This is a genomic window from Enterococcus sp. AZ015 (assembly GCF_050499225.1).
Taxonomy (GTDB): domain Bacteria; phylum Bacillota; class Bacilli; order Lactobacillales; family Enterococcaceae; genus Enterococcus_D; species Enterococcus_D entomosocium.
Genome location: NZ_JBMHEX010000001.1, coordinates 588,134 through 614,594, shown reverse-complemented (window position 1 = coordinate 614,594; position 26,461 = coordinate 588,134). Strand labels below are relative to the sequence as shown.

General features: G+C 42.4%; 22 protein-coding genes. 2 read left to right on the top strand and 20 right to left on the bottom strand.

Annotated elements, in window-relative coordinates; all coding sequences use genetic code 11:
- From IGK85_RS02850 to IGK85_RS02820, 7 genes are all read right to left on the bottom strand, one after another.
- Entirely contained in the window at nt 1–3,021 is a 3,021-nt protein-coding gene (locus IGK85_RS02850; protein WP_008378010.1) for a WxL domain-containing protein, read from the bottom strand.
- A gap of 1 nt (nt 3,022) precedes the next feature.
- Nucleotides 3,023–4,087 carry a DUF916 and DUF3324 domain-containing protein gene (locus IGK85_RS02845; RefSeq protein ID WP_008378007.1) on the bottom strand — a complete coding sequence of 355 codons (1,065 nt, stop codon included), beginning with the start codon at nt 4,085–4,087 and terminating at the stop codon, nt 3,023–3,025.
- Nucleotides 4,088–4,170: 83 nt separating this feature from the next.
- Complete coding sequence (locus tag IGK85_RS02840; RefSeq protein ID WP_008378005.1) at nt 4,171–5,070, bottom strand: WxL domain-containing protein; 900 nt, start codon at nt 5,068–5,070, stop codon at nt 4,171–4,173.
- A gap of 23 nt (nt 5,071–5,093) precedes the next feature.
- Nucleotides 5,094–5,918, bottom strand: a complete 825-nt coding sequence (locus IGK85_RS02835) for a WxL domain-containing protein (RefSeq protein ID WP_008378004.1) — start codon at nt 5,916–5,918, stop codon at nt 5,094–5,096.
- Nucleotides 5,919–5,930: 12 nt separating this feature from the next.
- Nucleotides 5,931–6,299, bottom strand: coding sequence for an LPXTG cell wall anchor domain-containing protein (locus IGK85_RS02830; RefSeq protein WP_008378002.1), 369 nt, complete (start codon nt 6,297–6,299; stop codon nt 5,931–5,933).
- Nucleotides 6,300–7,490: 1,191 nt separating this feature from the next.
- The gene (locus IGK85_RS02825; RefSeq protein ID WP_237714952.1) at nt 7,491–7,706 is read right to left on the bottom strand and encodes a hypothetical protein; all 216 of its coding nucleotides are present in this window, start codon (nt 7,704–7,706) and stop codon (nt 7,491–7,493) included.
- Nucleotides 7,707–8,085: 379 nt separating this feature from the next.
- On the bottom strand, nt 8,086–8,481 hold the full coding sequence (locus IGK85_RS02820) for a DUF7006 family protein (RefSeq protein ID WP_008377999.1): 396 nt from the start codon (nt 8,479–8,481) through the stop codon (nt 8,086–8,088).
- Between the two features lie 487 nt (nt 8,482–8,968).
- On the opposite strand from IGK85_RS02820, the gene IGK85_RS02815 reads away from it, so the two are divergent.
- On the top strand, nt 8,969–10,456 hold the full coding sequence (locus IGK85_RS02815) for a helix-turn-helix domain-containing protein (protein WP_008377998.1): 1,488 nt from the start codon (nt 8,969–8,971) through the stop codon (nt 10,454–10,456).
- Between the two features lie 127 nt (nt 10,457–10,583).
- On the opposite strand, the gene IGK85_RS02810 is transcribed toward IGK85_RS02815, so the two are convergent.
- The 13 genes from IGK85_RS02810 to IGK85_RS02750 form a co-directional block, all read right to left on the bottom strand.
- The gene (locus IGK85_RS02810; protein WP_008377996.1) at nt 10,584–10,946 is read right to left on the bottom strand and encodes a DUF7006 family protein; all 363 of its coding nucleotides are present in this window, start codon (nt 10,944–10,946) and stop codon (nt 10,584–10,586) included.
- A 53-nt stretch (nt 10,947–10,999) separates the two neighbouring features.
- Entirely contained in the window at nt 11,000–12,460 is a 1,461-nt protein-coding gene (locus IGK85_RS02805) for a helix-turn-helix domain-containing protein (protein WP_008377994.1), read from the bottom strand.
- Nucleotides 12,461–12,474: 14 nt separating this feature from the next.
- On the bottom strand, nt 12,475–13,572 hold the full coding sequence (gene wecB, locus IGK85_RS02800) for a non-hydrolyzing UDP-N-acetylglucosamine 2-epimerase (protein ID WP_008377992.1): 1,098 nt from the start codon (nt 13,570–13,572) through the stop codon (nt 12,475–12,477).
- 32 nt (nt 13,573–13,604) lie between these two features.
- Entirely contained in the window at nt 13,605–14,636 is a 1,032-nt protein-coding gene (locus IGK85_RS02795; RefSeq protein WP_008377990.1) for a glycosyltransferase family 4 protein, read from the bottom strand.
- A complete protein-coding gene (locus IGK85_RS02790; RefSeq protein ID WP_008377988.1) occupies nt 14,633–16,048 on the bottom strand; it encodes a lipopolysaccharide biosynthesis protein in 1,416 nt (471 codons plus the stop codon). Before IGK85_RS02790 ends, IGK85_RS02795 begins: the two co-directional genes overlap by 4 nt.
- Nucleotides 16,049–16,056: 8 nt before the next feature.
- Nucleotides 16,057–17,310 carry an O-antigen ligase family protein gene (locus IGK85_RS02785; protein ID WP_008377986.1) on the bottom strand — a complete coding sequence of 418 codons (1,254 nt, stop codon included), beginning with the start codon at nt 17,308–17,310 and terminating at the stop codon, nt 16,057–16,059.
- A complete protein-coding gene (locus IGK85_RS02780; RefSeq protein ID WP_008377984.1) occupies nt 17,307–18,053 on the bottom strand; it encodes a WecB/TagA/CpsF family glycosyltransferase in 747 nt (248 codons plus the stop codon). The genes IGK85_RS02785 and IGK85_RS02780 overlap by 4 nt, the downstream gene beginning before the upstream one ends.
- A complete protein-coding gene (locus IGK85_RS02775; RefSeq protein WP_008377982.1) occupies nt 18,053–18,700 on the bottom strand; it encodes a sugar transferase in 648 nt (215 codons plus the stop codon). The genes IGK85_RS02780 and IGK85_RS02775 overlap by 1 nt, the downstream gene beginning before the upstream one ends.
- A gap of 13 nt (nt 18,701–18,713) precedes the next feature.
- Nucleotides 18,714–19,355 (bottom strand): CpsD/CapB family tyrosine-protein kinase, encoded by a 642-nt coding sequence (locus tag IGK85_RS02770; RefSeq protein WP_008377979.1) that lies wholly within the window; start codon nt 19,353–19,355, stop codon nt 18,714–18,716.
- Nucleotides 19,355–20,089 (bottom strand): YveK family protein, encoded by a 735-nt coding sequence (locus IGK85_RS02765; RefSeq protein WP_008377977.1) that lies wholly within the window; start codon nt 20,087–20,089, stop codon nt 19,355–19,357. Before IGK85_RS02765 ends, IGK85_RS02770 begins: the two co-directional genes overlap by 1 nt.
- Before the next feature lie 40 nt (nt 20,090–20,129).
- A complete protein-coding gene (locus IGK85_RS02760) occupies nt 20,130–21,383 on the bottom strand; it encodes a nucleotide sugar dehydrogenase (RefSeq protein WP_429972133.1) in 1,254 nt (417 codons plus the stop codon).
- Nucleotides 21,380–21,874 carry a DUF4352 domain-containing protein gene (locus IGK85_RS02755; RefSeq protein WP_074932533.1) on the bottom strand — a complete coding sequence of 165 codons (495 nt, stop codon included), beginning with the start codon at nt 21,872–21,874 and terminating at the stop codon, nt 21,380–21,382. The genes IGK85_RS02760 and IGK85_RS02755 overlap by 4 nt, the downstream gene beginning before the upstream one ends.
- A gap of 76 nt (nt 21,875–21,950) precedes the next feature.
- Nucleotides 21,951–25,559 carry an immunoglobulin-like domain-containing protein gene (locus IGK85_RS02750; RefSeq protein WP_429972132.1) on the bottom strand — a complete coding sequence of 1,203 codons (3,609 nt, stop codon included), beginning with the start codon at nt 25,557–25,559 and terminating at the stop codon, nt 21,951–21,953.
- Nucleotides 25,560–26,219: 660 nt separating this feature from the next.
- Here IGK85_RS02750 and IGK85_RS02745 point away from each other — a divergent pair.
- Entirely contained in the window at nt 26,220–26,423 is a 204-nt protein-coding gene (locus IGK85_RS02745; protein ID WP_005232004.1) for a hypothetical protein, read from the top strand.
- Nucleotides 26,424–26,461: the final 38 nt, after the last annotated feature.

Genomic DNA, 26,461 nt, shown 5'->3' with positions numbered 1-26,461 from the left:
TTATGACTCAGGTCTCGGAACAAAGCTTAATTCCCAATAAATCGTGCCGCGATAAGCAGTTGCTTGGGGGTTGGCACCAATCGGGACTTCCAGTTCCACACTGTTTTCCATTGTTTCACTTGAGCCATAATGTTGGATCCACGTCCCTCCACCATGATTCTCTTGAGCCGAAGCCAAGGTTTTACTTTGACCTGCAATAAGTTCAATGGCTTCTTGATAGTCTGGCGTCTCCGACTCATTCGAACCAGTGGTTACCATATGGATATTTGACAAATAAACGCTTGCCCCTCTTAGTCGTTGCCTTTCATCATGCGTACCCACAAAACCCTCTTCAGATAAGCGAGCACTCAGTGTCCAACCAGTAGTAGCGATCCTCCGATCCGATACTTGGATATAATTGGGACGGTCCCCTTCATGCACATCCTCATAAACTTCCCGCAACGCCTGCGGCTTTGCTGGATATCGAGTGGTACTTGAAAGAATTGGTACTTCTCCAAAATCGAATTGAGAAATAAAGTCGATGCTGACAAATCCCTGGTTTTCTGGCAAAACAGGAGGATTCACAGGATCGACCGTTTCATCCGGGCGAAAAGGATCCCGCGGGTCCACAATGTCGATTTTCTCTACAATCACCGAATCCTTTCCCCATCTCCCATTCAAAAACGCCTCGGCTGTCACTAGCTCTTCGTGACGAAAATGTTGGAAGTTTGGAAATTCGGATAAATCAAACTGAAAGTTTCCCTCTTCATCAGCTTGGACGTGAAAGAATTCTCTGCGTCCATCTGGATCCGTTACAGTACCAAGAGAAGGATTTGGTTCGGGCATAAATGCTTCCCGCTCAAAACGAATATAGCTATTGGGATTTGCTCTTCCAGAGATGATCCGAGAATTTGATAAGGTCGGATCTTCCGTTAATGGATTCAACTCTATTTCAACTTCAGAAACTTGCTCGAAAAGCAATCGTTGGCTATGAGTCGAAAAATGACTACGTACCCCTTGTTCCACTGTTGGATCCAAAGTTACGACACTGTTGATTGTTGGATTGATCCAAGTAAAGTTGGTACTCATATGAATCAAAGGCATCCACTCATGGGTAGGCTGCACCTCATCAAACTCACCGTATTGCCATTGTTTGATTCCTTGAAATTCGATTTCCAGTTCATTGGTTCCATTTAAGTTGATCAAACTTCCGTTATTAAAAGAAAGCGGCGCCGTTCGTTCTAAATTGACCTTTCGGGCCTCATTGAACGTCAACTTCGAAAGATTTCCAAAAAAGATCAAATTTTGAGAATCATTGCGACTGTCCGAACGAATATCTAAAACAGCATCTTTACCAACAGTGATACTGTTTTGAGGTTCCCAGAAGCCAACAACATGTGCCGATAAGTTGGGTTGATTTTCCGCATCAATTTTTAACATACTACGTTCCTTTAGATTGATATGGGTGTTGCCTCCTTGAAATGAAAGAATATTCCAATTCCATCCATTCGTGTGGCTTCGATTCTCTAAGGATTGGATATGCACTTTGCTGTCTTCCAAGAGATCGATGGTATGGTTTCCATGAAGTGTGGAAATCGCAGAGGCGTTGATCTGAGTGTCAAGTTTTAATTCTGCTCCCTTGCCAACAGTCAGATTCCCACCACCATTTCCAAAATAGACATTCACACCATCGGCTTCCCCTCTAGTCCCTTCAAAATTTGCTTTCATGGAAACTTTGGCATTCTCTCCAATAATCAGTTCTGGATGATTCAAACCATGATAAAATAAATTTCCTGAACTGATGGTCGACAATTCTACTTCTGCATTGGGACTGATCAAAAGTCGATGGACTTCAAAATTTGCTTGATTCCAAGCATTGATCTGCCAATTTTCATTAAAAGTCGAACGGTAGCTTCGTGCTTGATGTGAGGTAACCTTTCCTGAAAGCACTGCGGTTGTACCAACGGAATGCAAAAGCTGATTCCCAATGTTTTCAACATTATGGTACCGCATGGTCGATATGGCTTGATTGTTAACACCCAAAGTAGTAACGTTCATAGGTCCGTAATAATTCCCATGATAAAGGGTAATATTTTGATACGAAATATCCCAAGGAGATTCTGGTACCATCGTACTATCCAAGAAGCCAACAGCAACCGCACGAAAATCAATTTGGTATTTTCCTTGTCCATCAATAATAAGAGTTCTTGAGATTCCCGGTTGGCTGATATAGACATAAGAGTCTCCACTCGAAATATTAATTGTACTTCCTGATACGCCTGAAGCTATACCTTCAATCGGATTATCACTAGATTCAAAGCTGTCGATCAACTTTATATGATTCACCTCTGGGTCCATGACAGCTTCTAAAAATTCTAGCCAGGAGCCTACTTCTTGTTCTCTTCGCCTATCTTCCAAAAGATCAAGATTGCCTTCATCCATCTCGATGTCATCAAAAAATGAACCATCTGATGTGACAGGATCCGCTGCTAAGTTAGTGCCAATCGGGTGGTCGTCCGTTTCCATAGGGGGCCTCTCCCCCTCATCTCCGGATTTTCTTTCTTCCACGTTCAAGGTAAGCACTGTCTCTGCCACCGTTATTTCATAAGTACCTACGGATTCTATCGTCAGTGGTAGACTAAACGACGTCAACGGCACTTCGGAGTTCAGAAGCCATTGCTCGGGATCCTCGGTTTGGGTGATCACTATTTCTTCCATTAAAAATGTTTCTTCTATGATCGTGGCTGCAGGCAGCTGGATGTCGATGCTTGTTAGTGGGCGGTTTGTTAAAAACATGATCGGAAACACTTCTCCAACATATGCTTGCTGGATTTCTTCCAGAAAAGAAACCACCAACTCCTCTTGATCCTCTAAAGATTCTTCAAAAGAAGATCCAGTGAACACCTCGCCTAACGTACCTTCTCTTCCTTGCCATGCATGTAGTGGTTCAAAAAAGAACACACGAATAGACGAAAAAAACAAGTAAACACTAAATAGTCCTACCATAAGTGATAGTACTATCTTTAGTGTTTTCTTTTTCATTTTACTGATCCCCACCTTCCTTTGTCTTTTTTTTCTTGTTAATGATTAAAACAACAACGATGATCAATAACAAAACAAGTGCGGCAATTCCGCCAATCAGCCACCAATTGGTTTCTGGTTCCAATGTCACGTCTTCCTCATTTAAACGTCTCGCATCAGCAGCCGCAATCGTGAAGGGCTCTTCCCAATGCCATTCCTCCCCTTGTGAACGGGCCGTCAGAGTCAGGACATAGTCTCCCGGACGGAAACGCTCGCCATTTAGCGGGATCGGAAAATCCATCTGCGAATTTGGTGCCATCTGCATACTTGTGCGCTGTGTTTCATACAAGACGGTGTCGCTGCCGCTGGCACGAATCTCAGCATCAATTTCTATGTGGTTGACGAAAGTCGGTGTGTAATTTTGAATCTTGGCACTGATCACGTTCCGATAATTGACTTGACTGGCAAAAACATCCAGCAATTCAAGTCCTGGATCCGTTGACGAGCGGTTGTTGCTTACGACGACTCCTAAAATAAAGGCAAACTCATTACGAATCCCGATGCCTTCTGTTTCCGACTCTGCTGCCGTAGCATCGCGAACCTCTTCAACTCGGATCGATCCTGCCAGTACCCCATCAAATTCTTCCTCAGGCATCGTCAGAGGAAGTGTAAGGATCCGTTCTTCTTGGGCTTCTAAAGTGATGACCCCAGGTGTTTCAATCAATTCGGCAATCGAGGCAGGCAATGTCGGGTCAGGAGCTTCGGCATCACGACCGTATTCTACTACTCCGTTGACGTTGGTGAAGGCAGTATGAGCCGATACTTCGACATCAATGGTTTCTTCCGATGTATTTTGGATGCGTAACTGCAATTCCTCTTGTTCCCCTGCGCCTAAATTCAGATCAAAATAACCGCTAGCACCGCCTTCGATCTGACTGTCAGGGAATATCGGGGTTACAAAAAAATTCAACTCTGATTCAATGTCATCATTTGCTCGTACTGGTGTCGGCCAAGCAATCAATGAGCATAGCACGATCATTGCAGTCAAAAGCCGCAGCCAGCGTTGGTTTGTTGGTTGTTCAATCACTGTTGTTTCTCCTTCCAAAAAAGGCAGGAATAACGGTCTACTCCTGCCAGTTGTTTCACATTATTGTTGCGTTGCTTTGAAGATTAATCTTCTGGATTTAAAACGTTGTCGTCTCCATCGCCGCCATTACCACCATTTTCACCATCTACACTAACTGTGGTAGCTAGTGTCCAGGTCAAGGTTGCTGTATAGGTGTCTTGTTGCGGCGTCGCAGCTGATGGAAGATGCAGCTGAATACGATCATTCAGAATCGTTCCGGTAAAATCATTACCCTCAAACTCATCCATCATTTTGTCTTGGTCTCCCCAGAAGACAGAGGAGCGTCCTTGTCCTTGATTGGGTCCTGCGGTCATGACTGGAATGCTCGATGCTATATTCGTATTAGCATTTAAAATCACACGATCACCATCAGTTATTGATGCTTCAGGCGCTTCTTCAGCAGGCCCGGTACCATCATTGTGTTTGATCTGCGGATCAATAAAGTGAAGTTGGGCGCCATAAAGGATATCCCCTGTATCTTGACCGACAAACTCTGTCAAAGCAAGACTTAATGTCCAATCTGCCGCACTGTTTCCTCGTGTATCACTGACTTGTGCCAAGGAAACGTAAGGAACTGTGTCTGGAAGTCCGACCGCAAGAGGATGGTTTTCATCTACGTTTTGCATTTCAGCAATCACAGAATATTCAGCTGCAGATGAAGTAATGGCTTGTTGACCAAAATCGAATTTTTCTGGCACGTAAACGATCGTTAATGGACCTTTTACTGGAAGCGGATCAATGATAACGGGTGGGTAAGGAACTGGATTTTCAACGTCATCCACGTCTTCTTCCCCTTCGATAAAGTTAACCTCATTTGGTGTCTCTACTTCAAAAAGTGGTGTTTTTGGTTGATTATTTTCTTCCTCTGCTGCTACTACTTGTACACCGCCTGCGAAGATCGTAGAGGTCAGTGTTGCGACTGTTGCTAATCGAATCCATTTCATTTTTATTCCTTCTTTCTTTTCTTTTAGTTTGTTTCATCGGCTTGCGCCGTTGGAACTGTTTCTCCTGATTGCGAGGTAGTGGTCGTCAATTGCCACTTCAAAGTCGCCACATACAAGGCTGCATCTTTAGCAGTCGCTCCCGGGACGAACAATTGGATCGCCTCATTGCGAACCACCGGCGCCTGGGCTTGGACTTGCGCATTCAACTCATCTTGGTAGCCCCAAACGACGGATGAAGTGCCTGCCCCTTTGCCGGCATCAGCAGTCAGAACAGCTTGTGCTGAACCATTGGCATCCAAACGCAAGCCGGCTTCATGTGCGTCCGGTGCGTTTTCTTGATTGTGGCTATTGTAGTCAACTTCTCGTGAGGCAAAGATGATTTGTGCCCCTCGCAGTTCGTTGTGTTGCGTCCCTGATTCAAACGCACTTAGTGCTACAGTCAAACGCCAGCCAGCATTTGACCCACGGGTATCTTGTACTTGGGCGAAGGAAACATACGGTACTTGGTTTTCTTCCCCTTGGGTATCCGCTAATTGTTGCTTTTCTGCCACCATCGAATAGACGGCATCTCGGTTGGAGATTTCTTGGGTACCAAAATCCAAAGTCGGCGCATAAGCGATCGTCAATGGTCCTGTTTGTCCATCTGGTCCGATCGGCGGTATCTCCACATCGGGGCCATCGGGGCCTGGATCAGGCGGTAACACTTCCGTCGGGTCTCGATCATTGGGCACAAAACTGACTTGCCCATCGGTTTCAGCGACTCTTACTTCAGCGGCGGTCCCTTGGATCCCGCCAGTCAAAAGAGTTGCGGCAAGTACGGTGCTCGTTGCAAATCGCAAAAATCTCATAAGATCATTCCCTTATTCTCTATTACTCAACTTTTCTTGTGTTCTTGAGGTTGTTCGTTCTTTTTGGTACCTGCGTGTCTTCTTCACTGTTGAATAGCCAGCGATCAATAGCAGCAATGATCCGAGTGCCGTGGCACTGGAACTTTTTCGGGTATTCGTCTGCGGCAAACGTCCCCCATCCCCGCCAGGTTGTGTCGGTCCGGTCGGTGGTGAAGGTTCTGGTTTGTCTGGTTCATAGACACCCGTGAACTGGACTGAGCCTTCTGTATCGACGGAACGCTCCTCTTGTGCCGAAACTAAAATCGTCGAAGCACTGATCACTTGAAAAAAAGCAGCGAAGATCATCAGTTTGACCCAAAAATTCCCCCTCGCTCTTTTCATTCTCCCTCCCCCTTTTTGACATCATCAAGCCTAAAAACCACCCTTTTTTAGACACCTTTACTTAGACGGTAACCTTGAACAAAGTCGATTGGTCTTTGTTTCAGTTGGCTTCCAAAAACGCTGGGTTTTATCCTCGATATACTTCATTATAGCTATCTTTGTGATGCGGGAAAAATCAATAAATTCACTGGCTGATGAAATCTATGCCTAAATAAAAAAACAAACCCCCGTTTTAAATAAATTATTCACCATAGAATCTGGCTAAAACGAGAAATCCTTAACATACACCAAAACGCTTGTTACCATAGAAAAATCATATATCAATCTCCAAAGCACTTGCAGTTCTCCATTCTATAAAAGCCACAATAAAATAACGGTAAAAAAAGAGGGGGGACTATCCTTATTAAGAACGTTCCTCTCTTTTCATCTGATCCCCCAAGCTACGTTTGTCAGGTATTCTTTCTTTTATGTTGTTTTTCTTAGAATCACTAAACTGACAAGAACATGAAGCATGCCTGTCAGTGGTCATCTCCTGCTCGTTTGGTATTTCTCCACGGAAAACAGTTGGGTGGTTCCTCGACGATTGGCGGATCATCAGCTATGGTTCTTCTTTCGGACCGCCACCTTTCCCATTCATTTTCACTTATCCAGCCCTTTCCCGGTACTCTGTTGTTGCCAATACAGATGCAGCCAAACCAACGCATACTCCAATAGCTATTGCAGCGCTAAAAACTTTGGCGTCTCTGTCCATTGCTTTATCTTCTCTATCTAATATCCTTCGGTACTCCCTTGAAATGCCGCTTGGTTAAATCAGCCATTCCTCCATGAAGCATTTTATTGACTCTCTCGTATGTAGTTCTTCGGTCATCCATTTTTTGATTACTATTTACAGAACGAATCGATTCTTCCAGCCTCCCCCTTAAGAATTTTTCATTTCCTTGAAAAAAGCTCTCCACTGGATATTTGAAAACAGGCCTATTTGTTAGCACAAAAAAACAGCAAACGATCCCTTCTTGGTTTCACCAAAAGAAGCAAACGTTTGCTGCAGATTTTTTTATGTTAAGTAAGAGCCCGCGAAAGGCTCGTCTCGGTCGTACTATTTATGTATACTTTTGCTTACAAACAAGCGATTTCTTCCTATGAAAAAACGCTTCTTTGCTGATCATTGCTGTTTAATTCTTGATCATTCTCCTAAAGATTGCTTCTCTTTCCTTGTTCTGCCACGCTGGACCCAAAAATACATAACCAGCAGAAAGAAATAGCCAAGCAAAAGAATGGTTTGCCCCAATTGAAACCAGCTGCGAAGGATCGCAGATATGCTGAGAAGAAATCATACATGCCGTATTGTGCCACCGATATGCCTACCGACAAGGAGGCAAAAATAATAAAAAGTTTCATTCCGTTCATGTCCTACCTTCAAGCGCTTTTTGCTTTTTTTCACGTCTTACACAGTAATTATTTTAATGAAGAGAAAAAAACATTCGTCTTTGTCGTTGACTTTAGCGGTCAATCTGTTGTTTCTTAAAAACAACTCTTACTCAAGCAAGGAAGACCAACCAATTGCCTTCCCCACTGCGTTGTTTGAGTAGTCCATCTGCTCTCTGTCATTCTCAAGGGTACGTTCCACCTGAAAATCATCCTTTTAGCCCCACTACTACTCTCCATTTATTTCTCCAAAAAACTATCTATAAAACTTCCCCAATAGTCTATTGAACATCATCGTTTCCCATTTATCTCAATTTTTTTCCTAACTCTCAGGTCTACTCGACGTATTAGACATAAAACTTCAGGACTCCGCTAAGTGTTCACTCAAATAAATCAAGCCCATTTTGGGTTTTTGCGTTAACTTTGCCCCCGTGATCTCACGGTAAAAATACTTATGGTCATTTTCTATCATTTCAATGACTTCTTCCTCACTCATCCCAAGGTCATCTAGCAATCCCTCTTTGCGATTGTTGCTGATTTCCATCAATATTTGCAATTGTGCATCAATCGCCAATAAGTGGCCCCACTGAACAAACAGGTTTTCTTCCTTGCTATGAAAAATCGTTAAAAACTCTTTTGCTAACCGATGATAAAAGGCATTTATTTTAGGAAAAAAGCGTAACACCCCTTGTTTTTCTAGCTCTGTTTGAAAATGCGCCAAATATTCTTCTGCTCCCGCTATCTTTTCTGCCAGCATATTAGCCTCCTCGTAATCTATCTGCATGTTCGTTTCCAGTTTACACTTTCTGGTAACCGTAGATGTTCTTCAACCAATCAATGTCTTCTATTTTCTTTCTCTCTCATTCGTGGATACCCCTCAAGTACACTGCATTTTTAGGTATTGATGGCACATTCACTCATTTGCTAGTTACATTTACTGTTTATTTTCTCCCTTTTGATCCAACCAACAGTTCACAGGTTTCCTCTTGAGAAAAAACAAATACTCCTAAGCATCGGACTATGGTCTCACTATAGCGTCAAATATCCTTAAAAAAAAATAGCAATTTTCACCTGTCGGTGAAAAAACCTACATTGTATCAATTAGTTTCAACCGTTTACATCCACCAGAATAATAAAAATCGAATATTTAGTCAAATAAAATAAAATTAAACATAGAAATTGAAGTTTTTTAACCAATTGTTTATAATGTGTTTAATTCTTTTTTAAATTCAACGGGGGCAACTATGAAAAATTTTCAGCTAAAATTTATCAAAAATCGTTCTTTAATCCGACGATTGCAATTATTAAATGAATTTGAGAAGAATCCATCTGCAACATTGGGCGATTTATCAGAAGTAACAAAAAGCAGTACCCGTACGATCATTGCGGATATTGCCATGATTCGCGAACATTTTAATGATGCGATCGAAATCTATTCCTCTAAGTTTGGGTATTTATTTGAAGAACTTGATCCCGAGGGGTATATCAAACAAAAACAAAATTTAGTTAAAGACGAGCCATTTTTTATGATTTTGGAGAGTATTTTTTTTGATGAATTACAATCTGCTCTGGATTGGAGCTTGACCCTTAATCTTTCTGAACAAGCATTGCTCAGTTACTTAAAAAAAATGAACGAATTATTAAAGCCCTTCAAACTTCGTCTATCAACAAACCCTGTCACATTGATAGGTTCCGAAATCGATATTCGCCGCTTTTTTTGTCTGTTTTATTATGAGTCAGATATCAATGTCAATACGATCTTCCCATCGCTGGATGTCCAAGATGCTGTCATTGAGATCACCAATCTTTTGCATTCAAAAAAGCAACCGGCTTCTACTTTTTCTTACTTTTCCTATATTCTCTACATTACACTGGAACGCAGCAAGAAAGGGTTACAAGTCGAACTTTCACCTGAACTAAAGGACATCTTTTATGCTTATCATTCATTGATTGCTCCAGATACGTTAAGAGAGATCCTTTATTCCTATTTTCATTACCATCTGCCAGAGGACGAAATCATTTATTTGTTACTTTGTCTCATCTGTCGCCGAAAAATCAATCATCCTTCGATCGAAGAATTTTGCCGAAAGTATAATCGCTGGCCTGAGATCCAACAAGTGACAAAAGATTTCTATGCCCTAAATCAAGGCAATTCCTATGATGAACAAAAAGATTTACACTGGTTAGAATCATTTTTTACGATTGTGAAAATACGCGATATGCTCTCGCCCATCATGAATGTCAATATTGACGATCTTACGCAATTCGTCAAAGAGAAGTTTTCCTACGAATATAAGAGAAACTATGCATTTTTGGCAAAACACAAGCTAGTCAAAAAGCTGTATTCATCCTCCTATCTTGACGATTTCTGTGCCAGCTTAACGATTCATATGGAAGCGATCAAAGAAGAAAATTGGGGATCACAACGGACGATCGCCGTGATTTTTGAAGGAAACGAATATGTTTGTGAATATGCCGAAAGTATCGTGCGAAAATATTTGGGTCGCTTCCATACATTGTATTATCCTAATGCCAGTGAACTCTCTCCAACCTATTTAAAAGAAAAGCAAATTGATCTATTAGTCACCAATTATTCGGAGTATACGACAGAATACTTACTGGAAGTAGAATGCGTTCTTCTAAAATCTTTTCCAGATGCGACAGATTGGAATCGATTACTTAATCAAATCAATCCACGGATCTTGCGTCTGGTTGTGTTGGACAATGCGTAAGTCAACTTGCTAGACACTATCTTGTGGAATCATTACGGTCACAAAGTATTTCGAAGTGTTATTTTATAAAAACCATTCTTACCCAACGAGTGGTTGACACTCTGATTTATCTCAGCGATCACAGTGTTCATTTCTCGCTGAGATAAATCAAGCCATGGGGCGCTTTCTGGTTTGTGCCGATCCCTGCCATTTGTCGGTAATAGACATTTTTGTCCTTTTTGATCATTTCGACGATCTCTTCTTCTGCTAATTCGATTTCTTTAAAAAAGTCGTGTCGGAAAAAATCTAAAAACATTTGCAGTTGGGCATCGATTTCTAGCAAATCCGCCATTTGTTGTAGCACATTATCGTACTCGGTATAGCAAATTTCTTTGAATCGTGTTTGCAACTCTGTACATACTTGTTTGATTAAGGGAAATTCCTGCAAGTAACAAAGTTCGCTGTAATTTTTTAAATAGGCTTCTGGTGTCATATGTCCTTTTTTCATCATGATTGCATCATTCCTATCTTTCATCTGAGAATTATTTTGCACCTGGACCATTGTTAAAGTTTAAAGTCGATCAATGACATGAGTCTGCGCCAATCGGTTGAGTTCGGGATTTTATTGAACAATAAATACACGCCAGAACAAGAAAAATTCGACATATGCTCATTATAATTTGTGACGACGATATCAAATTGGTTCGCCTCAAAATAGCCGGGATTGATATCTAATACATTCGGAAAAAAGAGTTTCTGATAACTGCCTAGATACTTACGAGCAGTGACCTGAATTCGTTGCGAGATAAATTGATTCCCTTCTAACAGGAACGCAATTTTTTTAGGCTTCCCCCAGTACAATTCTTTCACACAGTCCATATGAATGGTAAACACTGCGCTGATATCTACGATCATGTCTAAAGACAGACACTTCAGTTGTTTGAATTGTTTTTGTAAGAACGCTGTGTTTTGTGCCATTTCCTCTGGAAAATGTTTTTTTACAAATGAGATCAAATCGGGAATCACTTTGTTCAAGACCGGTGAAAGTTTATTTTTTAGTAAGATCGTCGCAAAAAAAGACTGGATCAAAACCGTACTATATTCCAGCGCATACGGCGGTACGCCTGCCTCCTTTAGATAACGTTGGGTTAGTTGCAGGATCTGCGAGTCTTTGCCTAACTTGTTGCAAAAGTCCCTTTCCATATCAATATCAAACACCGTCCGTTTTCCCATCGATAACGCATAAAAGTAGATGATTTCTTTTTCGGCGATCGTCGTTTGCAAATGGTTCGATAGCATCGTCTTTAATTTTTTCAGCTCAAGATAATACTCTTTACGAAACTGCTTGACGATGGCTGGATCGATCGTGACGTAATGGCCATGAGAGGTTCGCTCTAAAATGATATAAAGCATGTAACTGATTTCCTCAAAGGCAAGATTAGAGAAATTGCTATCGAATTCTTCTTTTTTCAAGTTTAAACCGATCTCATGAATGATCAACGGCGGAAATACGGTATGCGGCGTACTATCGGATTCATAATAAAAGTTCAGAAAAAAATGGCGAATATTGACTTCCTCACCAATAAGATCAACGGTGGTTTTGTTTAATGTCAGTTGGTACTGTGCTAAAATTGGGTCGATCTTTCGAAAATACCGCATCAACGTGGCAGGGGAAATAAACAAAATGTCTGACCACTCATTGATGGTCAATATTTCCCCTAAAAAAATGCTCTCAAAGATGCGAAACAACGGCTCGTTACTGATCAAATTCCGTTTTTTTTCTAAGTAGCTTTCTGTATCGATGACTTGTAGCTGATAGCCACTATTTGACGTTTCCATTTCGATAGCATCTTCGAAATACTCTTTAATGTTTTGTAAATCTTCAATGATGGTTCGGCTAGAGCTTTTGATCACTTTTGACAACCCACGGATCGGTGTATGAGAAGCGTGCTCCATATGTTCTAGCAAATGTAGCCACCTTAGCGTCGTTTTACTAATGACAAAAGATGATTGGAATTGTCTCATAGGTTCGCCTTCCTCTACTCGAAATAACTTTTTAATTCAGCCACGATCCGCTCACTGGCTTGTCCATCTCCATAGGGATTTTTGGCTTGCGCCATCTGTTTGTATGCTGCCTCATCAGACAATAAATGAACGATTTCTGAATACACATGCTCCTCATGGGTACCAATGAGTTTCAAAGTCCCTGCTGCCACCCCTTCTGGGCGTTCCGTCGTTTCACGTACGATCAAGACAGGAATCCCCAAGGAGGGTGCTTCTTCTTGAATCCCTCCTGAATCGGTCAAAACAAGGTAGCTGTCTGCCAGTAACTGATAGAATGCAGGGGCATCCAATGGTTCGATCAACTCAATATTTTGCTGCCCTTCTAAATAGCGCTTGGCTAGTGTACGGACACGAGGGTTTTTATGCATCGGAAAGACGATCGTCAGTGCGGGATAAGCAACAGCGATCCGTTTTAGTGCACGAAACACTTGTTCCATGGGTTGCCCAATGTTTTCTCGCCGGTGCATTGTAACTAAAAGGATTTTTTTCTCACTGATTGGTTTTCGGTCTTTTTTTTGTGCCAAGGTGTGGTACAAAGCATCAATAGACGTATTGCCAGTAACGACGATGCGGTCTTGTGGATGATTTTCTTTTAGCAGATTTGCCTGGCTTTGATCTGTAGGGGCAAAGAGAAAATCTGCTAGTTGATCAATCAACCGGCGATTCATTTCTTCTGGAAACGGATCATTCTTGTTACCTGTTCGTAGCCCAGCCTCCACATGACCAATCAAGATCTGCTGATAAAAAGCGGCCAGCGCAGCTGCCACTGCCGTCGTCGTATCGCCATGGACCAACACTACGTCTGGTTCTTCTGATTGAAAAATACCTTCGAGTCCTTCTAAAATACGACTGGTGATACTAGACAAGGTTTGATTTTCTCGCATGATAGCCAAGTCGTAATCAGGGGTCAGCTCAAACGCCGCTAATGTTTGCTCAAGCATTTCTCGATGCTGCCCTGTCACGACGATCTTTGATAGAAAGCGTGGATCATTTGCTAGTTTTTTTATGACCGGTGCCATCTTGATGGCTTCTGGTCGTGTACCAAAAATAGATAATACCTTTATTTTTTGCATCGTACTTCTCCTTTTTTTCAGCAATTTGAGCATTAATCAAGTTGCTTTTTGTAAATCTTCTGCCAGCGCTTCATATACGACGTTAAGGCATACTGTTGCTCAATCGTTGCTCTGGCTTGTTGGCTGCTTTTGATTCGTTCTTCCTCGTTAGCTAACAGACCGCTCAACGTCTCGATCATTGCTTGAATATCACCGGCAGCTACTAGGTAGCCGTTTTCACCCGATTGGATCAACTCTGGGATTCCCCCAACCTTCGTCGTTACATTGGGGATACCTGCCGCCATGGTTTCTAAGATCGCCATCGGCAAGCCTTCGTGATAAGAAGGGAGAAAATGGATGGCTGCCTTACGAAAAACAGCTGGTAACGCATCGGTTGCTACCCACTCATTTAAGAACACATTGGTGAGAGCCTCTTCTTGGAGCTGTTGGGCAACCTGTTGATTTTCTTGATCGCCAAATAACATAAAGCGAATCTCGGGAAAGGAAACAGCCATTGCTTTTGCAACTGCCAACAGATCAAAACTGCCTTTTCTTTGCCCGATCCTGCCAAGAGTGATGATCCATTTTGCGGTGGGGTCATAAAAGGATTCCTCCGGCACCGCTACGGCATTTGGCAAGACCTCGATTGAGGTATCGGTAATCGTTTGGTAAAATGCTGACCAGCTACTACTTAGCACTACGAGCTGATCCACCCGAGCTAAGGTAAAACGGACCCACCACTTTGCCCATGAAGGACTGTTTTGATAAAACTGGTCAAATTGCGAAGCATGCATATGAAAAATCGTCTTGCAATGTTTTGGTGCTAGCAACAACAGCAAACTCTTGCGATAGAAACTGCCCTTTTGCGCAACGTGGAAATGAAGGATCTGGCACCTTTCTTTTTTGATGTGCCGACGAAACGTAAGAAACGCTTTGAGCTGCGTCCAATATTTTCCTTTTTCCGACCAAGTCTTATGGACGACGAAACGCACGTCCTCTGGCGCTTTTGCTTTTTGGAAATTATGAATGACCGTTGCGATCCCCCCTTTTGCTGCTGGATCTGGACCGATAAGTAAGATATTCATGCTTTGTTGATTTTCCTTTCTTGTACAAATCTAGTTACCTGCTTTAGTTCCTTGCGATAAAGAACAACGACGAAGAGCATCAGCAGCAAAACGAGGCTCTTTTCCAGCCAAAGAGTCCGATTGAATGCCGTAAACAGCGCAAAGCAATACAGCATGATCGAAAGGCTGATTTGGCGTTTGACTGAGAACCCCTGCCAATAGGTCATCGAAAAATATGTACGGGCAAAAAAGAAGACCAAGTACCCTAATGCCGTAGCACAAGCCGCTCCTGTGGCGCCAATTGTCGGTACGAGTAGGAGATGACCAAGGGATGCGGCTAAGACCGCCAGCAAAGAGGCAGCAATATTCAAATGACTTTTCTTATAAAAAACGATCCCGAGATTGGTCGTTTCACTGATCGTCATCATCAAGGGATAAAAACATAACAAGGGAAACAAGTACTGGGCCTCTAAGTAGTCTTGCGACAATAAGATGACGATCGTTTCTTTGAAAAAGACCATCAGTAAAAAGAAAATCGACAAGACGAACATGATAAAGTGACTGACTCGTTCGTAATAAATCAATGGTTTGCCTTTTTTGAACCATTCATAGGAGGTCGGAATCCAAAAATTGGCAAAACTAACTTGTAGAATCATCAAGGCACTTGCCACTTTGAATGCAGCCGTGTAGATGCCCAAAGCGGCAAAATCAGCAAAATAGCGCAGCATCATTTTGTCGATAATCATTAACAGGCTATAGAGGAACGTTCCCACCACCGTCGGCAAGCCAAAACGACTCAGCTTTTTGATCAGGTTGCGATCGATTTGGCGAATGAGCGGCATAAAAAGCGCCAGGTTTGCCAGAATCAACAGACAATCACCGATAATCTGACCGAAGAGCATGCCATAGACCACCGTAATAAACGTCGGCGGACCAAAAAAGAGAAACAGCAACGTGATGAACAAGACCATGAATTTCACCAAAATACTGTAAACGGAGAACTGGATCGCTTTGTTTTGCATTCGAACCGTTAACAAAAGAAACCGTTCAAAAATCAGCAGTCCCGACGAAAGAGCAAATAAATAAATCGCACGGGTGTACTGTGGAGATTCAAATAAAAGCTGCGAAAAATCTTCCGCAAAAACCACTAGGATCAGCTGAAAGAAAAATGAACCGAGCAACGGGACGAGCATCGCTTGTTGCAATAACTCGCGTTTGTTTTCGTGGTCATGGTATTCCCTCGTAAAGGCTTGGTCGAAGCCGAGATAGATCACGTATATCAAAAAGGTCTGTGCAAGGAAAAACATACTGGTCTTCCCATATTCTTGGGGTGTCAAAAAGCTGGTCGTTACGGGCAAAAGCACCAAGTTTAAGACCGCCGAACCTAACGAACCGAGGGAGAAAAAGCCCAGCCTCAAAAGTAATTTTTTCAATCAGTTGTTCACTCTTTCTCTGTTAAAATAATGCCTCCACAAATCAATCCTAAAAAGGTGGAAGACAATGCCGAATACAAAACATGCCCGGCAAAAAAACTATAAAAAAGCACCACGATCAAGGCAAAACTATAAACCGATCGTTTTCGTGGCTGAAAGGCCAAATAGACAAAATAGGCGAGCATTAGCAGCAATAACGCTATTCCCAGTAGGCCTTGCCCGAAAAGGGTGTCGAAGAAGTCCATTTCAATTAAGCCAAGACGACCAAAGTGTGCCAAACGGTATTCAAAGCCTTGGCCAAAGATCATGGTAAAGTGTCGGGCCTCATCATTTAAGAAGGCGTTCATCCCACCAATCAAAAAATCACTTCTTGAACTAGAAAATAGCCGGATCAAGTCCCCGTCGAAAAGATGATAAAAATACACCATGCGAAGATAGGTTCCTTCGACGGCTTGGATCAGCAATGGTAGTCCTTGAATAAGCAGCCAAGCAATCGTAATAAAACTCATAAACCAGATAAACAATTGTTGCAGAAATGCTTTACGTTCAATGCCTAGCACCAATCGGATTAAAAGATAGAACAACACACCGACACCATAAAACACGCCGGTTTTCGTACCGACCAAGACCAAACAGACGAAATTTCCAGCGAATAAACTAGCCAAAAACAGTGAAAACTTATGGGTCTGTTCTTTGATCGAAACAATTAGTGCCTGGACTGTAAAGGTGATTGAAACAATAAAGGCAAAGCTCGTATCATTATTGGCAAAGAAATAGCCTTTATACCCAGCATCAGAATTGTCATAAGTTTGGTAGCCTAGCCCTAAAAAATAAGGAATCAGTAGCCCCAAGGTGAAGCAGACACTGATAACAATAAACAAGCTGTCGTAGTGCAGTTTGGAGAAGTCGTTTTTTCGTTGATAGACATAATAAGGAATCAGTACCCATAAGAGGTATTTGATATACACCGATAGATCCTCGATCACCCACTGCCAGCTGTACCCTAGAAAAAGTGCTTGTAACAGAAAAATCGTAAGCGTCACAGCGATAAACCCATACGTTAAATATGTATAGTAGCTATGGGGAATCTTTTCTGTCACGATCATAATCACTAAGAACAAAAAGAACAGCAAACGGTAGAACACGCCAATGGGAAAAGGAATGCCCAGACTTAGAAATAAGCCGTTTAAGACGTCGATTATCGGAAAAATGGCCACAATCCCCAGGAAGAAGCGGTGATGGCTTTGCTGTTTTGATTTCATGCGTTTCTTCTTTTTTCTCCCCACACATACTGTAAAAAGCGTAAATTTCCTATGATATAGCGATCAAACATCCTGACTGGCTCTTGCGCAAAGCGATAAAACCATTCCAAACCTGCCCGCTGCATCCACAAAGGCGCTCGTTTGGTTTTGCCTGCGACGATATCAAAGCTGCCGCCAACGCCCATCGCAAATGGCACTTGCAACACTTCGCTGAATGTATCGAGCCAAATCTCTTTTTGCGGGCTAGAAAAAGCGACAAACAGCAAGTCTGGTTGCGTCCGTGCAATCTCTTTTGCCACGTCCAATGATTCGACTTCGGAAAAATAGCCATGGTGAAAACCCGCTATGTTCAGGTCGGGATAGAGCTGTTGGTCATGTTTGACGACGGCTTCTACGACTTCGGCAGTTGCTCCTAAATAATAAGGACGCCAGCCTTTTTCTGCTGCCAATTTGACCAGCTCGCGAAAAAGATCGATGCCTGTTACCCTTTCTGGTACCGGGCACCCTAAATATTTCGCTGCCCAGACAATCGACTGCCCATCAGCCGTGATCAAAGCTGCCCGATTGACGATCGATCGCAACGAGGGATCTTTTCGCATCAAGTTTATTTTTCCCGCGTTAATTGAAACATGCTGTGCGGGCATCCCCTGTTCGATCATTGCCTCGATCTTAGTAATGGTTTCCTGAAAGTTTAAGGAATCGAGATTGCTGCCTAAAAGTGATACACGTACTTGTTGCTCCATTAGAATGCTCCTTTGGGTAAGAAAACAACGCCAATCGTTTTCATAATTATTTTCAAGTCCAATAACCAGCTCAGGTTATTGATGTAATAGAGATCCAATGCGACCATCTCTTGAAAGCTCAATTCGTTTCGTCCACTGACTTGCCACAACCCTGTGCACCCGGGTGTGACACACAATCGTTGCTTGTCTTTTTCTGAATAACTGACGACTTCTCTTTCTAAAGGAGGACGGGGGCCGACCAGTGCCATCTCCCCTTTCAAGACATTGATCAATTGGGGCAGTTCATCAAGACTCGTTTTTCTTAAAAAACGGCCTAAGCGCGTCACTCGCGGATCTTTCTTCAGCTTGAACATGGCCCCTTCAATTTCGTTTTTATCAAGGTATCGCCCTAATAATTGATCGGCATCAGGCACCATCGTTCGAAATTTGTACATCACAAACGTGGCCTCATTTTTGCCAACACGAACTTGCTTAAAAATAATCGGTGCCTGCCAGTTAGAAAATTTGATCCCTATACAAATCAGCAGTAACAGCGGGCTAAGGACGACTAATAAGCCCAAGCTAAAGATAGTTTCTATCGTGCGTTTCCAACGTAAATAACTAGTCGCTTGAACCCTTGACTGCTTGTCTAAAGCGGGTCTTTCCACAAAGTTCCCCTCCTTAATAATAGTAATTTTCGCCCGTGTCCGTGCCATTCGCCACGACACCTAAGATGTTTGCGTTAACTAGGCGTAGCTTTTTGACGGCATTTTTTGCGGATTGTTTGTTCGTTTTATCCGCATGAACGACTAAAAGTACACCGTCGACTTTCTTGGCTAGGATCAAGGCATCCGAAACGACATTGACTGGTGGCGTATCAATAATGACCACATCGTATAGTTGTTTGACCTCTTGCAAGGCTGCGGTCATTTTCGAAGAAGCGAGCAGATCATTAGGGTTTGACATAATGGCTCCGCTAGTAATGATTGAAAATTCGCAATCTTCTAAAATCACTTGTTGGACACAGCTTTCGATCGAGATGTCCCGTCGGATATAGTTGGACAAGCCCACGTGCATTTCTTGTGAAAACAAATAATGTTGGGTGGGTTTACGCAGATCCGCATCGATCAATAAGGTTCGGTTCCCTTTTTGGGCATAGGCGACCGCCAAATTTGCCGAGACCGTGGATTTTCCCGTACCGCTTTCTCCTGAAGTAATCAAAATCGTTTGAGCATCTTGTTGTTGGCATAAATAGTCGACATTTTCGCGAATCAACTTGACTTGTTCACTGATGATGGAATAATTTTCCTTCATGCTACGCATCACACACGCTTCCTTCCTCTAAAGCTTCTCGACTGGATGGTTTTAAACGAAGCAACTCGTTTTTCTTTGCTTATCTCACCGATGACTTTTACCCCTAAGACCTCTTCGATTTCCGTATTCGAAGCAAAGCTGCGCTCAAAAACCAACAGGAGGAACACATACGTAAAAGCGAAAAGAAGACTTAAAAAAGTGGTCAAACTGTACAACAAAAACTTGTTTGGACGAGCAGGCGTTTCTTGTGGCAAAACGGTTCCTTCTGCTAAGATCGTGACATTATCAATGTTCATGATCTTAGGGATCTCTTCACTAAAAACGCTGGCGGTCGTATTGGCGATTTCGGCTGCGATCTTCGGACTTTGATGGTAAGCGTTGATTTCGATGATCTGCGAGTTGGTGGCATTGGTAACACTCAAAATCTCCGACAATTCAGCCACATCGTAGCTTCCCTCTAGCGCCTCACTGACTTCATTTAAGATGCGAGGACTCATGATGATGGTGCTATAGGTACTGACGAGCTGAAGGTCTGCCTGAATCGTCTGGTTTTCCAGACGATTGCCAGCTATCGTTTCTGACTGACTAATCAGCAACTGCGCACTTTTTTGATAAATGGGTTCAGCAAACAGGGTTAGATAAAGCAACATCGCTAGTAAGGGAATACTAATGATCATGAGGATCCAGCCTATTCGTTGCTGAAGGACTTGCTTCAATTTTTTCATATTTATTTCTTTATTCATTGGTTTTCCCTTTCAATAACAGAAATAGCAATCAAACCATTTACTGGGCGCTTGGTAATGACCCAAGAGAATAGGCAGCCTCGAACCTCGTTTTACCTGTCACAATATTTTTCGTGTCAAAAACGATTTTTTGTTTCATCGCTTGAATGGCTGCCGGCGCTATGTCTTTAAAGGCATCATGGTCACAGAGGATCAATGCCAGATCACTGTCTGTTAGTGCTGCTTCAATTTGTGCAACATCAGAAGTGGCGACATAAGGATCATAGGTAGTGACTTGCAGAGCTTTCTTTTGTTTCAATCTTTTGGCGATCTCAACAGCCGGACTTTCTCTGGCATCGTCAATGTTGCCCTTATACGCCAACCCTAGGACCGCGATTTTGTTTCCACCATGAATCGCTAAGATTTCTTCGACTTTTTTTATAATGAATTCAGGCATCTCTGTATTGATCATCCGCCCCAATTGAATTAACTTCGCGTCATCAGGTGCTGCCGCGACAACAAAATACGGATCGACTGCTAAGCAATGACCGCCGACACCAGGTCCCGGTTGATGGATATTGACCCGTGGATGCTGATTGGCTAACTCAATCACTTGGAGTGCATCAATGTTTAGGCGATCCCCAATTTGGACCAATTCATTGGCTAGTGCAATGTTCAAGTCGCGATAGGTGTTTTCCATCAATTTCGATAGCTCAGCGATACTTGCAGAAGTCTCCAGCACGTTTCCTTTGACGAAGGTCTGATAAATGCGTTTGCCTTGTTGGGTGCAAGCGCTCGTCATGCCACCAATGATTCGATTGTTCATCACCAGCTCTTCAAAAATTTTCCCTGGTAAAACTCGCTCTGGGCAATGCAACAAATAGAGTTCTTCTCCAATGGTATAGCCTGCTTTTTCAAAAAATGGTCCAACGATGTCCTCCATCGTGCGAGGTTGAATGGTCGATTCAACAATGACTGTATTGCCTTGTTCAAGATAGGGTAGGATAGCAGCCATCGCCGCCTTGACGTAGGACAAGTCGCAACTACCAAATTGATCAGCGAGGTTTGGCGTTGGTACGGCAATGATAAAGGCATCCGCTTTTTCTGGTACCAATTGTGCCTTGAATGTCTTTTTCGCTAAAGCTTGTGCTAGATAGCGATCAATGTCGGGTTCTTCGATTGGTGCCTGACCAGCTTGAAGTGATTGAACGACTGTTTCTGACACATCAACCCCAACGACTTCAATCCCATGGTTTGCAAAAGTAAGTGCTGTGGGTAGCCCGATATACCCCAATCCGATAACGTTTACCTTCATTCGCTCTTAACATCCCATTCTGCCAATTGTTCTTCTCCAGGCTTATAAATCAATTTTTTCGCCACTTGCCCTTCTTCTAAAGCAAAGGAAACTTGTCCAGTGATGGTTTCACCTACAGCGATCTCATTGCCAAACATCGCCATAGTATGATCAAGTTCAAGAAGTTCCCCATCCTCGGTTTCTAGCAGGAAATCAATTGAACCTAACCCTGCGGCAACTGACCCCATATTTTCTGCTGTGATGGTAAATGTATGTAAAACTTGTTCCCCATCTTCTGTTTTCTTTTGATTGATTTCTTGTTTGTCGATGATGATCTTTAATCCACCAATGATCGATTGCGGCTCGGCATTGCTTTGGTCCGTGATTTGTTCGATCGGTTCGCTGCCTTGGGTAGTATCCGTCTTTGCTTGGTCATCCGTCGAGCAAGCCGCTAAAAAACTCCCCATAAGGGCAAGGCTAAAGAAGGTAACGATTTTTTTCTTCATGTTCATTTGCTTTCTCTCTTTCTATCAATGAAGAGACCCTTGCAACAGGCAAGGTACAAGGGTCTCTCGTAGTTTTTGTTTCTTATTCTGTGATCGAAACGGTTGCTTGTGCAATCTCTCGTGTGCTTAAGTCAGCAAAACGATGCAATGCATAGATCGTCATCTGGCTGTCTTTTGTCACGCTATTGGCTTGTTCTTGGTTCAAGTAGGCGGTAAAGGTACCATCCGCAAAACTGCTCACCCACAGGATCATGCCATCAATTTCAAGTCGAGCAAAGTTGATGTCATCTCCTGTATAGGTTCCCGTAACGATTCGATCCCCTAATTTGTAAGGGTTTGGCGTAATTGTGCCAACAAATTCTTTGTCGATAGTGACTACACTGCGATCCAATTTGGTGTCCACCGGACGGCCATTAACAACCTCCCGATGGTAAGCAACCAATTCAACTGTTTCCGCATCGCGAATCAAGTCGCGGGTCGTTTGATTGACAAAGTAAGTAAATGTCTGGCTCGTTGCGTCAAATGAACCGCCCCATGAAACCGAGCGCCCATCAACGATCAAGTTGGCGAAATTCACATCGCCTGTAAAGGTTCCGGTAATTTCACTCTCTGTCACTTTGAAGGCTGCTGGTTGAATCGTGCCTGCTGCTTTGACGATTTCTACCGGCTGCAACACCAGCTTATGATCAATCGTTTGTCCATCGACTGTTTCACGATGGTAGGTTTGCAATTCTACTTTCGCTGCTGTTCTGATCTGTTCTCTAAATTGCGCCTGAACAAAGAACTCAAAGCGACCCGTTTCTTTGTTGAAGGTACCACCCCAGTTTCCTACCGATTGTCCATCAATCACCAAGTTGGCAAAATTGATATCTCCCGTAAAGGTTCCCGTAATCATGGTATCGGTGTAACTGTATTGATCCGGTGTGATCGTCCCTTGAAGTTGATCAATCACTGTTACTTCTTTGGTTTCTAGCACTTCGATGGCTTCACTGTCACCGTTGGCTTGACGATTCAACGCTTGGATCTCAACTTTATCGCCCGCTTTGATTCCAAGATTCGCTACATAAAACGAGAAGGTGCCATCGGCATTGAAGGTACCACCCCATGCATTAGAAGGCGTGCCATTGATCACTAAACGTGCAAAATTGACATCACCCGTAAAGGTCCCTGTAATCATTGTTTCGCCAACACGATATTGATCCGGTGTGATCGAACCAGCCAAATCTCTAGTTAATTCAACGGTTGTCCGATCAAGTACTTTGCCATATTGATCCAAGGCTTCGATTTCTACGACATCATCTACGGATTGGATGCGATTGCCGATAAAGAATTCAAACGAACCATCAGCAAAATTCCCACCACGAACGGATGATCCATTTACATACACACGGGCAGATACAACATCACCGGTATACGACCCTCTCAGGAACTGATCGGCCGAAGAAACATTGTAGCTTGCTGGTGTAATCGTGCCTTCGGTGTTTGCTGGATCAGTGACAACGATCGTTGAAGCAATATTTGATTGCAATCCATCGATGCTTGCTTGAGCAGTAATAATTGTTCCCGCTGCTTGTTGATCAATTTCTACTTCAAAATTGCCATCACTGTCAACAGTGACATTTTTCGTTTCAGAATCGCCTATAGTAATTTCCACATGTGCATCTGGTTCGGCTGTTCCGCTAACGGTAGTGGATGTAGTTGTCACCTCATTCAATGTTGTTTCGGCGATCGTTGCTCGCTCAACCATGGTTTCTGCAATATTTGATGAAATGCCATTTAAGGTTGCTTGGGCGGTGACTACGGTACCAGCTTGTTGTTTCTCAATCGTCAATGCATAGATACCATCACTACCCACTCGTCCATTCGCAATGATCGTGTCACCGGCTTTGATCGTAATCTCAGCATTCGGCTCAGCCGTTCCCGTCACACTTGTGGAGTCAGTATTAAGCTCGGAAATCGTTGTTTCGGCAATCGTTTCTTTTTCACTATCCTCTACAACTGTTTCTGCAACCGATTGAATACCATTGGACGTTGCGGTAACAGTCACTTTTGTTCCAACTGCTAATGGTGCGTTCGGAATCGCAAATTGATAAGTTCCATCACTTGCAACGCGTCCCGTTAAACTTCCTTGTCCTTCAATAGTGACTGCTAAATCGGCATTTGGCTCAGCTCGCCCCGTAATGTGCGTTGAGCTTGTGGTTAAGTCGTCAATGGTCGTTTGTTGAATCGTTGCGGTATCCACAAAGTCACCAAAAGCGATTTTTCCGATTTGAGAACTATTGAATGTTGCGTTGAAGATTGAGTCATTGGATTCAATTCGCGAAGTAACTTGTTTGTTCGTATAAGTATTTAGTGAGAAAGAACCTTGTCTAAACTCTGGATAATTAAAGCTGGGCTCTCCTGAAAAATCAGCTGATCTTCTCCAAGTTTGCATTCCTGTCGATGAGTGGATCGTGTAGTTCGTTGTTCCTGGATAGGACCCAATTGCGGTTCCATTCGTATGATTGTTTTGGATTCGAACATTTGATCCTTCGTGGAAAGTGCTTGATTGTCCAACGTTTACCGTTGAATACGTGCTTCTTCCCACGACATCCAGTGTTCCCCCAGATAATACGGTCAAAGCACCTCGCAACCCCAATGCTTCTTGTGTTTTTTGCGTATTTGGCGCACTTGTGATCTTAAACGTTGCATTCGAATTAACTACTACGCTTGAGGCACTTCCTTCGATCAAGACTGCTTTTGCTGTATTTGAAGGATTGTTTTGAGTAACGTCTAATAAACTGCCTTCACCTAAATCAATTCGACCACCACTTGCAAGATAAATCGCACGAGCTGTTCCATTGTTATTTGCAACTACAGAAGCACCACTGCCGATATTCATTCGGACATTCGAAGTAGCCCAAATCAAGGAACCTGCATTTAATCGGTTTTCGCCAAAGAAATTAGCTGAAGAATTGCTAGCGGCTAAATAGAGTAAGCGCCCCGTTGCATGACTATTTTCATGAGTAACGTTTGTGAAGGAAACACTGGACGTTCTATTTTGATAGATCGTATTTGTTGCATGAGCCACGATTCTCACATTTCTGATACTTAATCCTTGATTTACCGTATTTCCATACAACCGAACATTATTCCCGAAGGTTAACGTATGACCATTACCTTCAATCGTTTTGGTCGTCCCTGTCCATGTCACACTACTGGTCATCGTGATGTTATTGGCTAAGCTGATTTGTGTAACCGTCGCATTGGCTAACGCTGTCCGTAATTCAGCATCAGATGTTACTTGGACACTTGCCCTTGTTGAACGGGTTTCAGCAGCGTCTTCTGATGATTCGTTAGAATTACTTTCTGAGGTTTCTTCATTTGGTGCATCCGCTTGTTCATCATTTTCTGCGACTTCATTATTTTCTGAAGAGTTCTCAGTAGAAACTTCTGTTTGAGCTTCTTCACTTTCAGTAGGAGAACCCTCTGTTTCCTGAACTGCTTGCTCATTGGTTGCTGTATGGTCATTTTCTGTGCTTTGAGTTGCTTCACTATCTAATAATAAATTTGGAGCTTCTATTCTCTCTTGTGTCACTCCTGAAGAATTATCAGTTTTTTCTGTCGCCATCGCATTTATTGGCAACGCCGATAAAGTTAAATGACTAATCAACAATAAACCTGTGACTTTTTTACTAAATTTGTTATTCATAAGTAACTCCTTTTTCTCTATTCTTTCTCTTGTACTTTAAAGATTCATTTCACGTTTTTATCAGTCACCCTTTCTTACTCCCTCGAAAAAAATCAGTTATAGCTCTTATCGGAACAACCTATTCGATACAAACTCTCTAAAAACCTAAATTAGAGCTATAAAATAATGCTTTTTTGACGAAATTTTATCGTTTTTAACGAGATTAAATTTACCATGGTTGATCATCAATCGATAAATCAAGATTTGCAAACCTGTATGAATAAATTGATTTTCATTTTCTTTTTAAATAAGGCATTTTAAAAGTTTGTGCAAAAAAAAGTGTTATAAAAAAAGACGATTCCTTATCATTTAAAAAGGATCGTCCATTTTTGTTATTACCTGTAACCACTTGACTCAATACGATGGATACAAGGTTTCTGCCTACTAATTCTTAGTATTATCACAAACATTTTTAACAACAGTTCCTTTCAACAGAACGCTTCTTTTCTTCAAAAAAGGTCCCAAAAAAAGCAAAATAAAAGAAATTGTATGTAATTTTACACATCTTCTAAAAAAATTCATTTTTCTTTGGTATACTAAACATAGATCTGCATATCATTAGATTTACGTTGCCCGTTAGTGAAGTTTCAGGCAACGTTTCTTTATGGGGGATAGATAAAAATGGAAGAGAAAAAGATTTTTGAGAAGCGGTGGTTATTAGCTACCAGTGAACAACGAGAGAAATACCATGCCTTGATTGCCTCTTACCCTTCGATCGAATGGACATTCAAAGAAAAAAGCTACCTTTTATGGCTTTGTCAGTTAGATAGTGATACGTTCAAAACCTTTGAAGCAATTTTTGATAAACTAGTAAATGCCAACTAACTGTTTCAACGTAGGCTGTTCTTTCACCAAAATAACCC

Coding starts and splice junctions, on each gene's coding strand:
- IGK85_RS02850 (WP_008378010.1), bottom strand. CDS start 3,021: ATGAAAAAGAAAACACTAAAGATAGTACTATCACTTATGGTAGGACTA.
- IGK85_RS02745 (WP_005232004.1), top strand. CDS start 26,220: ATGGAAGAGAAAAAGATTTTTGAGAAGCGGTGGTTATTAGCTACCAGT.
- IGK85_RS02835 (WP_008378004.1), bottom strand. CDS start 5,918: ATGAGATTTTTGCGATTTGCAACGAGCACCGTACTTGCCGCAACTCTT.
- IGK85_RS02760 (WP_429972133.1), bottom strand. CDS start 21,383: ATGAAGGTAAACGTTATCGGATTGGGGTATATCGGGCTACCCACAGCA.
- IGK85_RS02840 (WP_008378005.1), bottom strand. CDS start 5,070: ATGAAATGGATTCGATTAGCAACAGTCGCAACACTGACCTCTACGATC.
- IGK85_RS02820 (WP_008377999.1), bottom strand. CDS start 8,481: ATGCTGGCAGAAAAGATAGCGGGAGCAGAAGAATATTTGGCGCATTTT.
- IGK85_RS02810 (WP_008377996.1), bottom strand. CDS start 10,946: ATGATGAAAAAAGGACATATGACACCAGAAGCCTATTTAAAAAATTAC.
- IGK85_RS02805 (WP_008377994.1), bottom strand. CDS start 12,460: ATGAGACAATTCCAATCATCTTTTGTCATTAGTAAAACGACGCTAAGG.
- IGK85_RS02765 (WP_008377977.1), bottom strand. CDS start 20,089: ATGAATAAAGAAATAAATATGAAAAAATTGAAGCAAGTCCTTCAGCAA.
- IGK85_RS02795 (WP_008377990.1), bottom strand. CDS start 14,636: ATGAATATCTTACTTATCGGTCCAGATCCAGCAGCAAAAGGGGGGATC.
- IGK85_RS02770 (WP_008377979.1), bottom strand. CDS start 19,355: ATGCGTAGCATGAAGGAAAATTATTCCATCATCAGTGAACAAGTCAAG.
- IGK85_RS02780 (WP_008377984.1), bottom strand. CDS start 18,053: ATGGAGCAACAAGTACGTGTATCACTTTTAGGCAGCAATCTCGATTCC.
- IGK85_RS02750 (WP_429972132.1), bottom strand. CDS start 25,559: ATGAATAACAAATTTAGTAAAAAAGTCACAGGTTTATTGTTGATTAGT.
- IGK85_RS02785 (WP_008377986.1), bottom strand. CDS start 17,310: ATGAAATCAAAACAGCAAAGCCATCACCGCTTCTTCCTGGGGATTGTG.
- wecB (WP_008377992.1), bottom strand. CDS start 13,572: ATGCAAAAAATAAAGGTATTATCTATTTTTGGTACACGACCAGAAGCC.
- IGK85_RS02830 (WP_008378002.1), bottom strand. CDS start 6,299: ATGAAAAGAGCGAGGGGGAATTTTTGGGTCAAACTGATGATCTTCGCT.
- IGK85_RS02815 (WP_008377998.1), top strand. CDS start 8,969: ATGAAAAATTTTCAGCTAAAATTTATCAAAAATCGTTCTTTAATCCGA.
- IGK85_RS02825 (WP_237714952.1), bottom strand. CDS start 7,706: ATGAACGGAATGAAACTTTTTATTATTTTTGCCTCCTTGTCGGTAGGC.
- IGK85_RS02755 (WP_074932533.1), bottom strand. CDS start 21,874: ATGAACATGAAGAAAAAAATCGTTACCTTCTTTAGCCTTGCCCTTATG.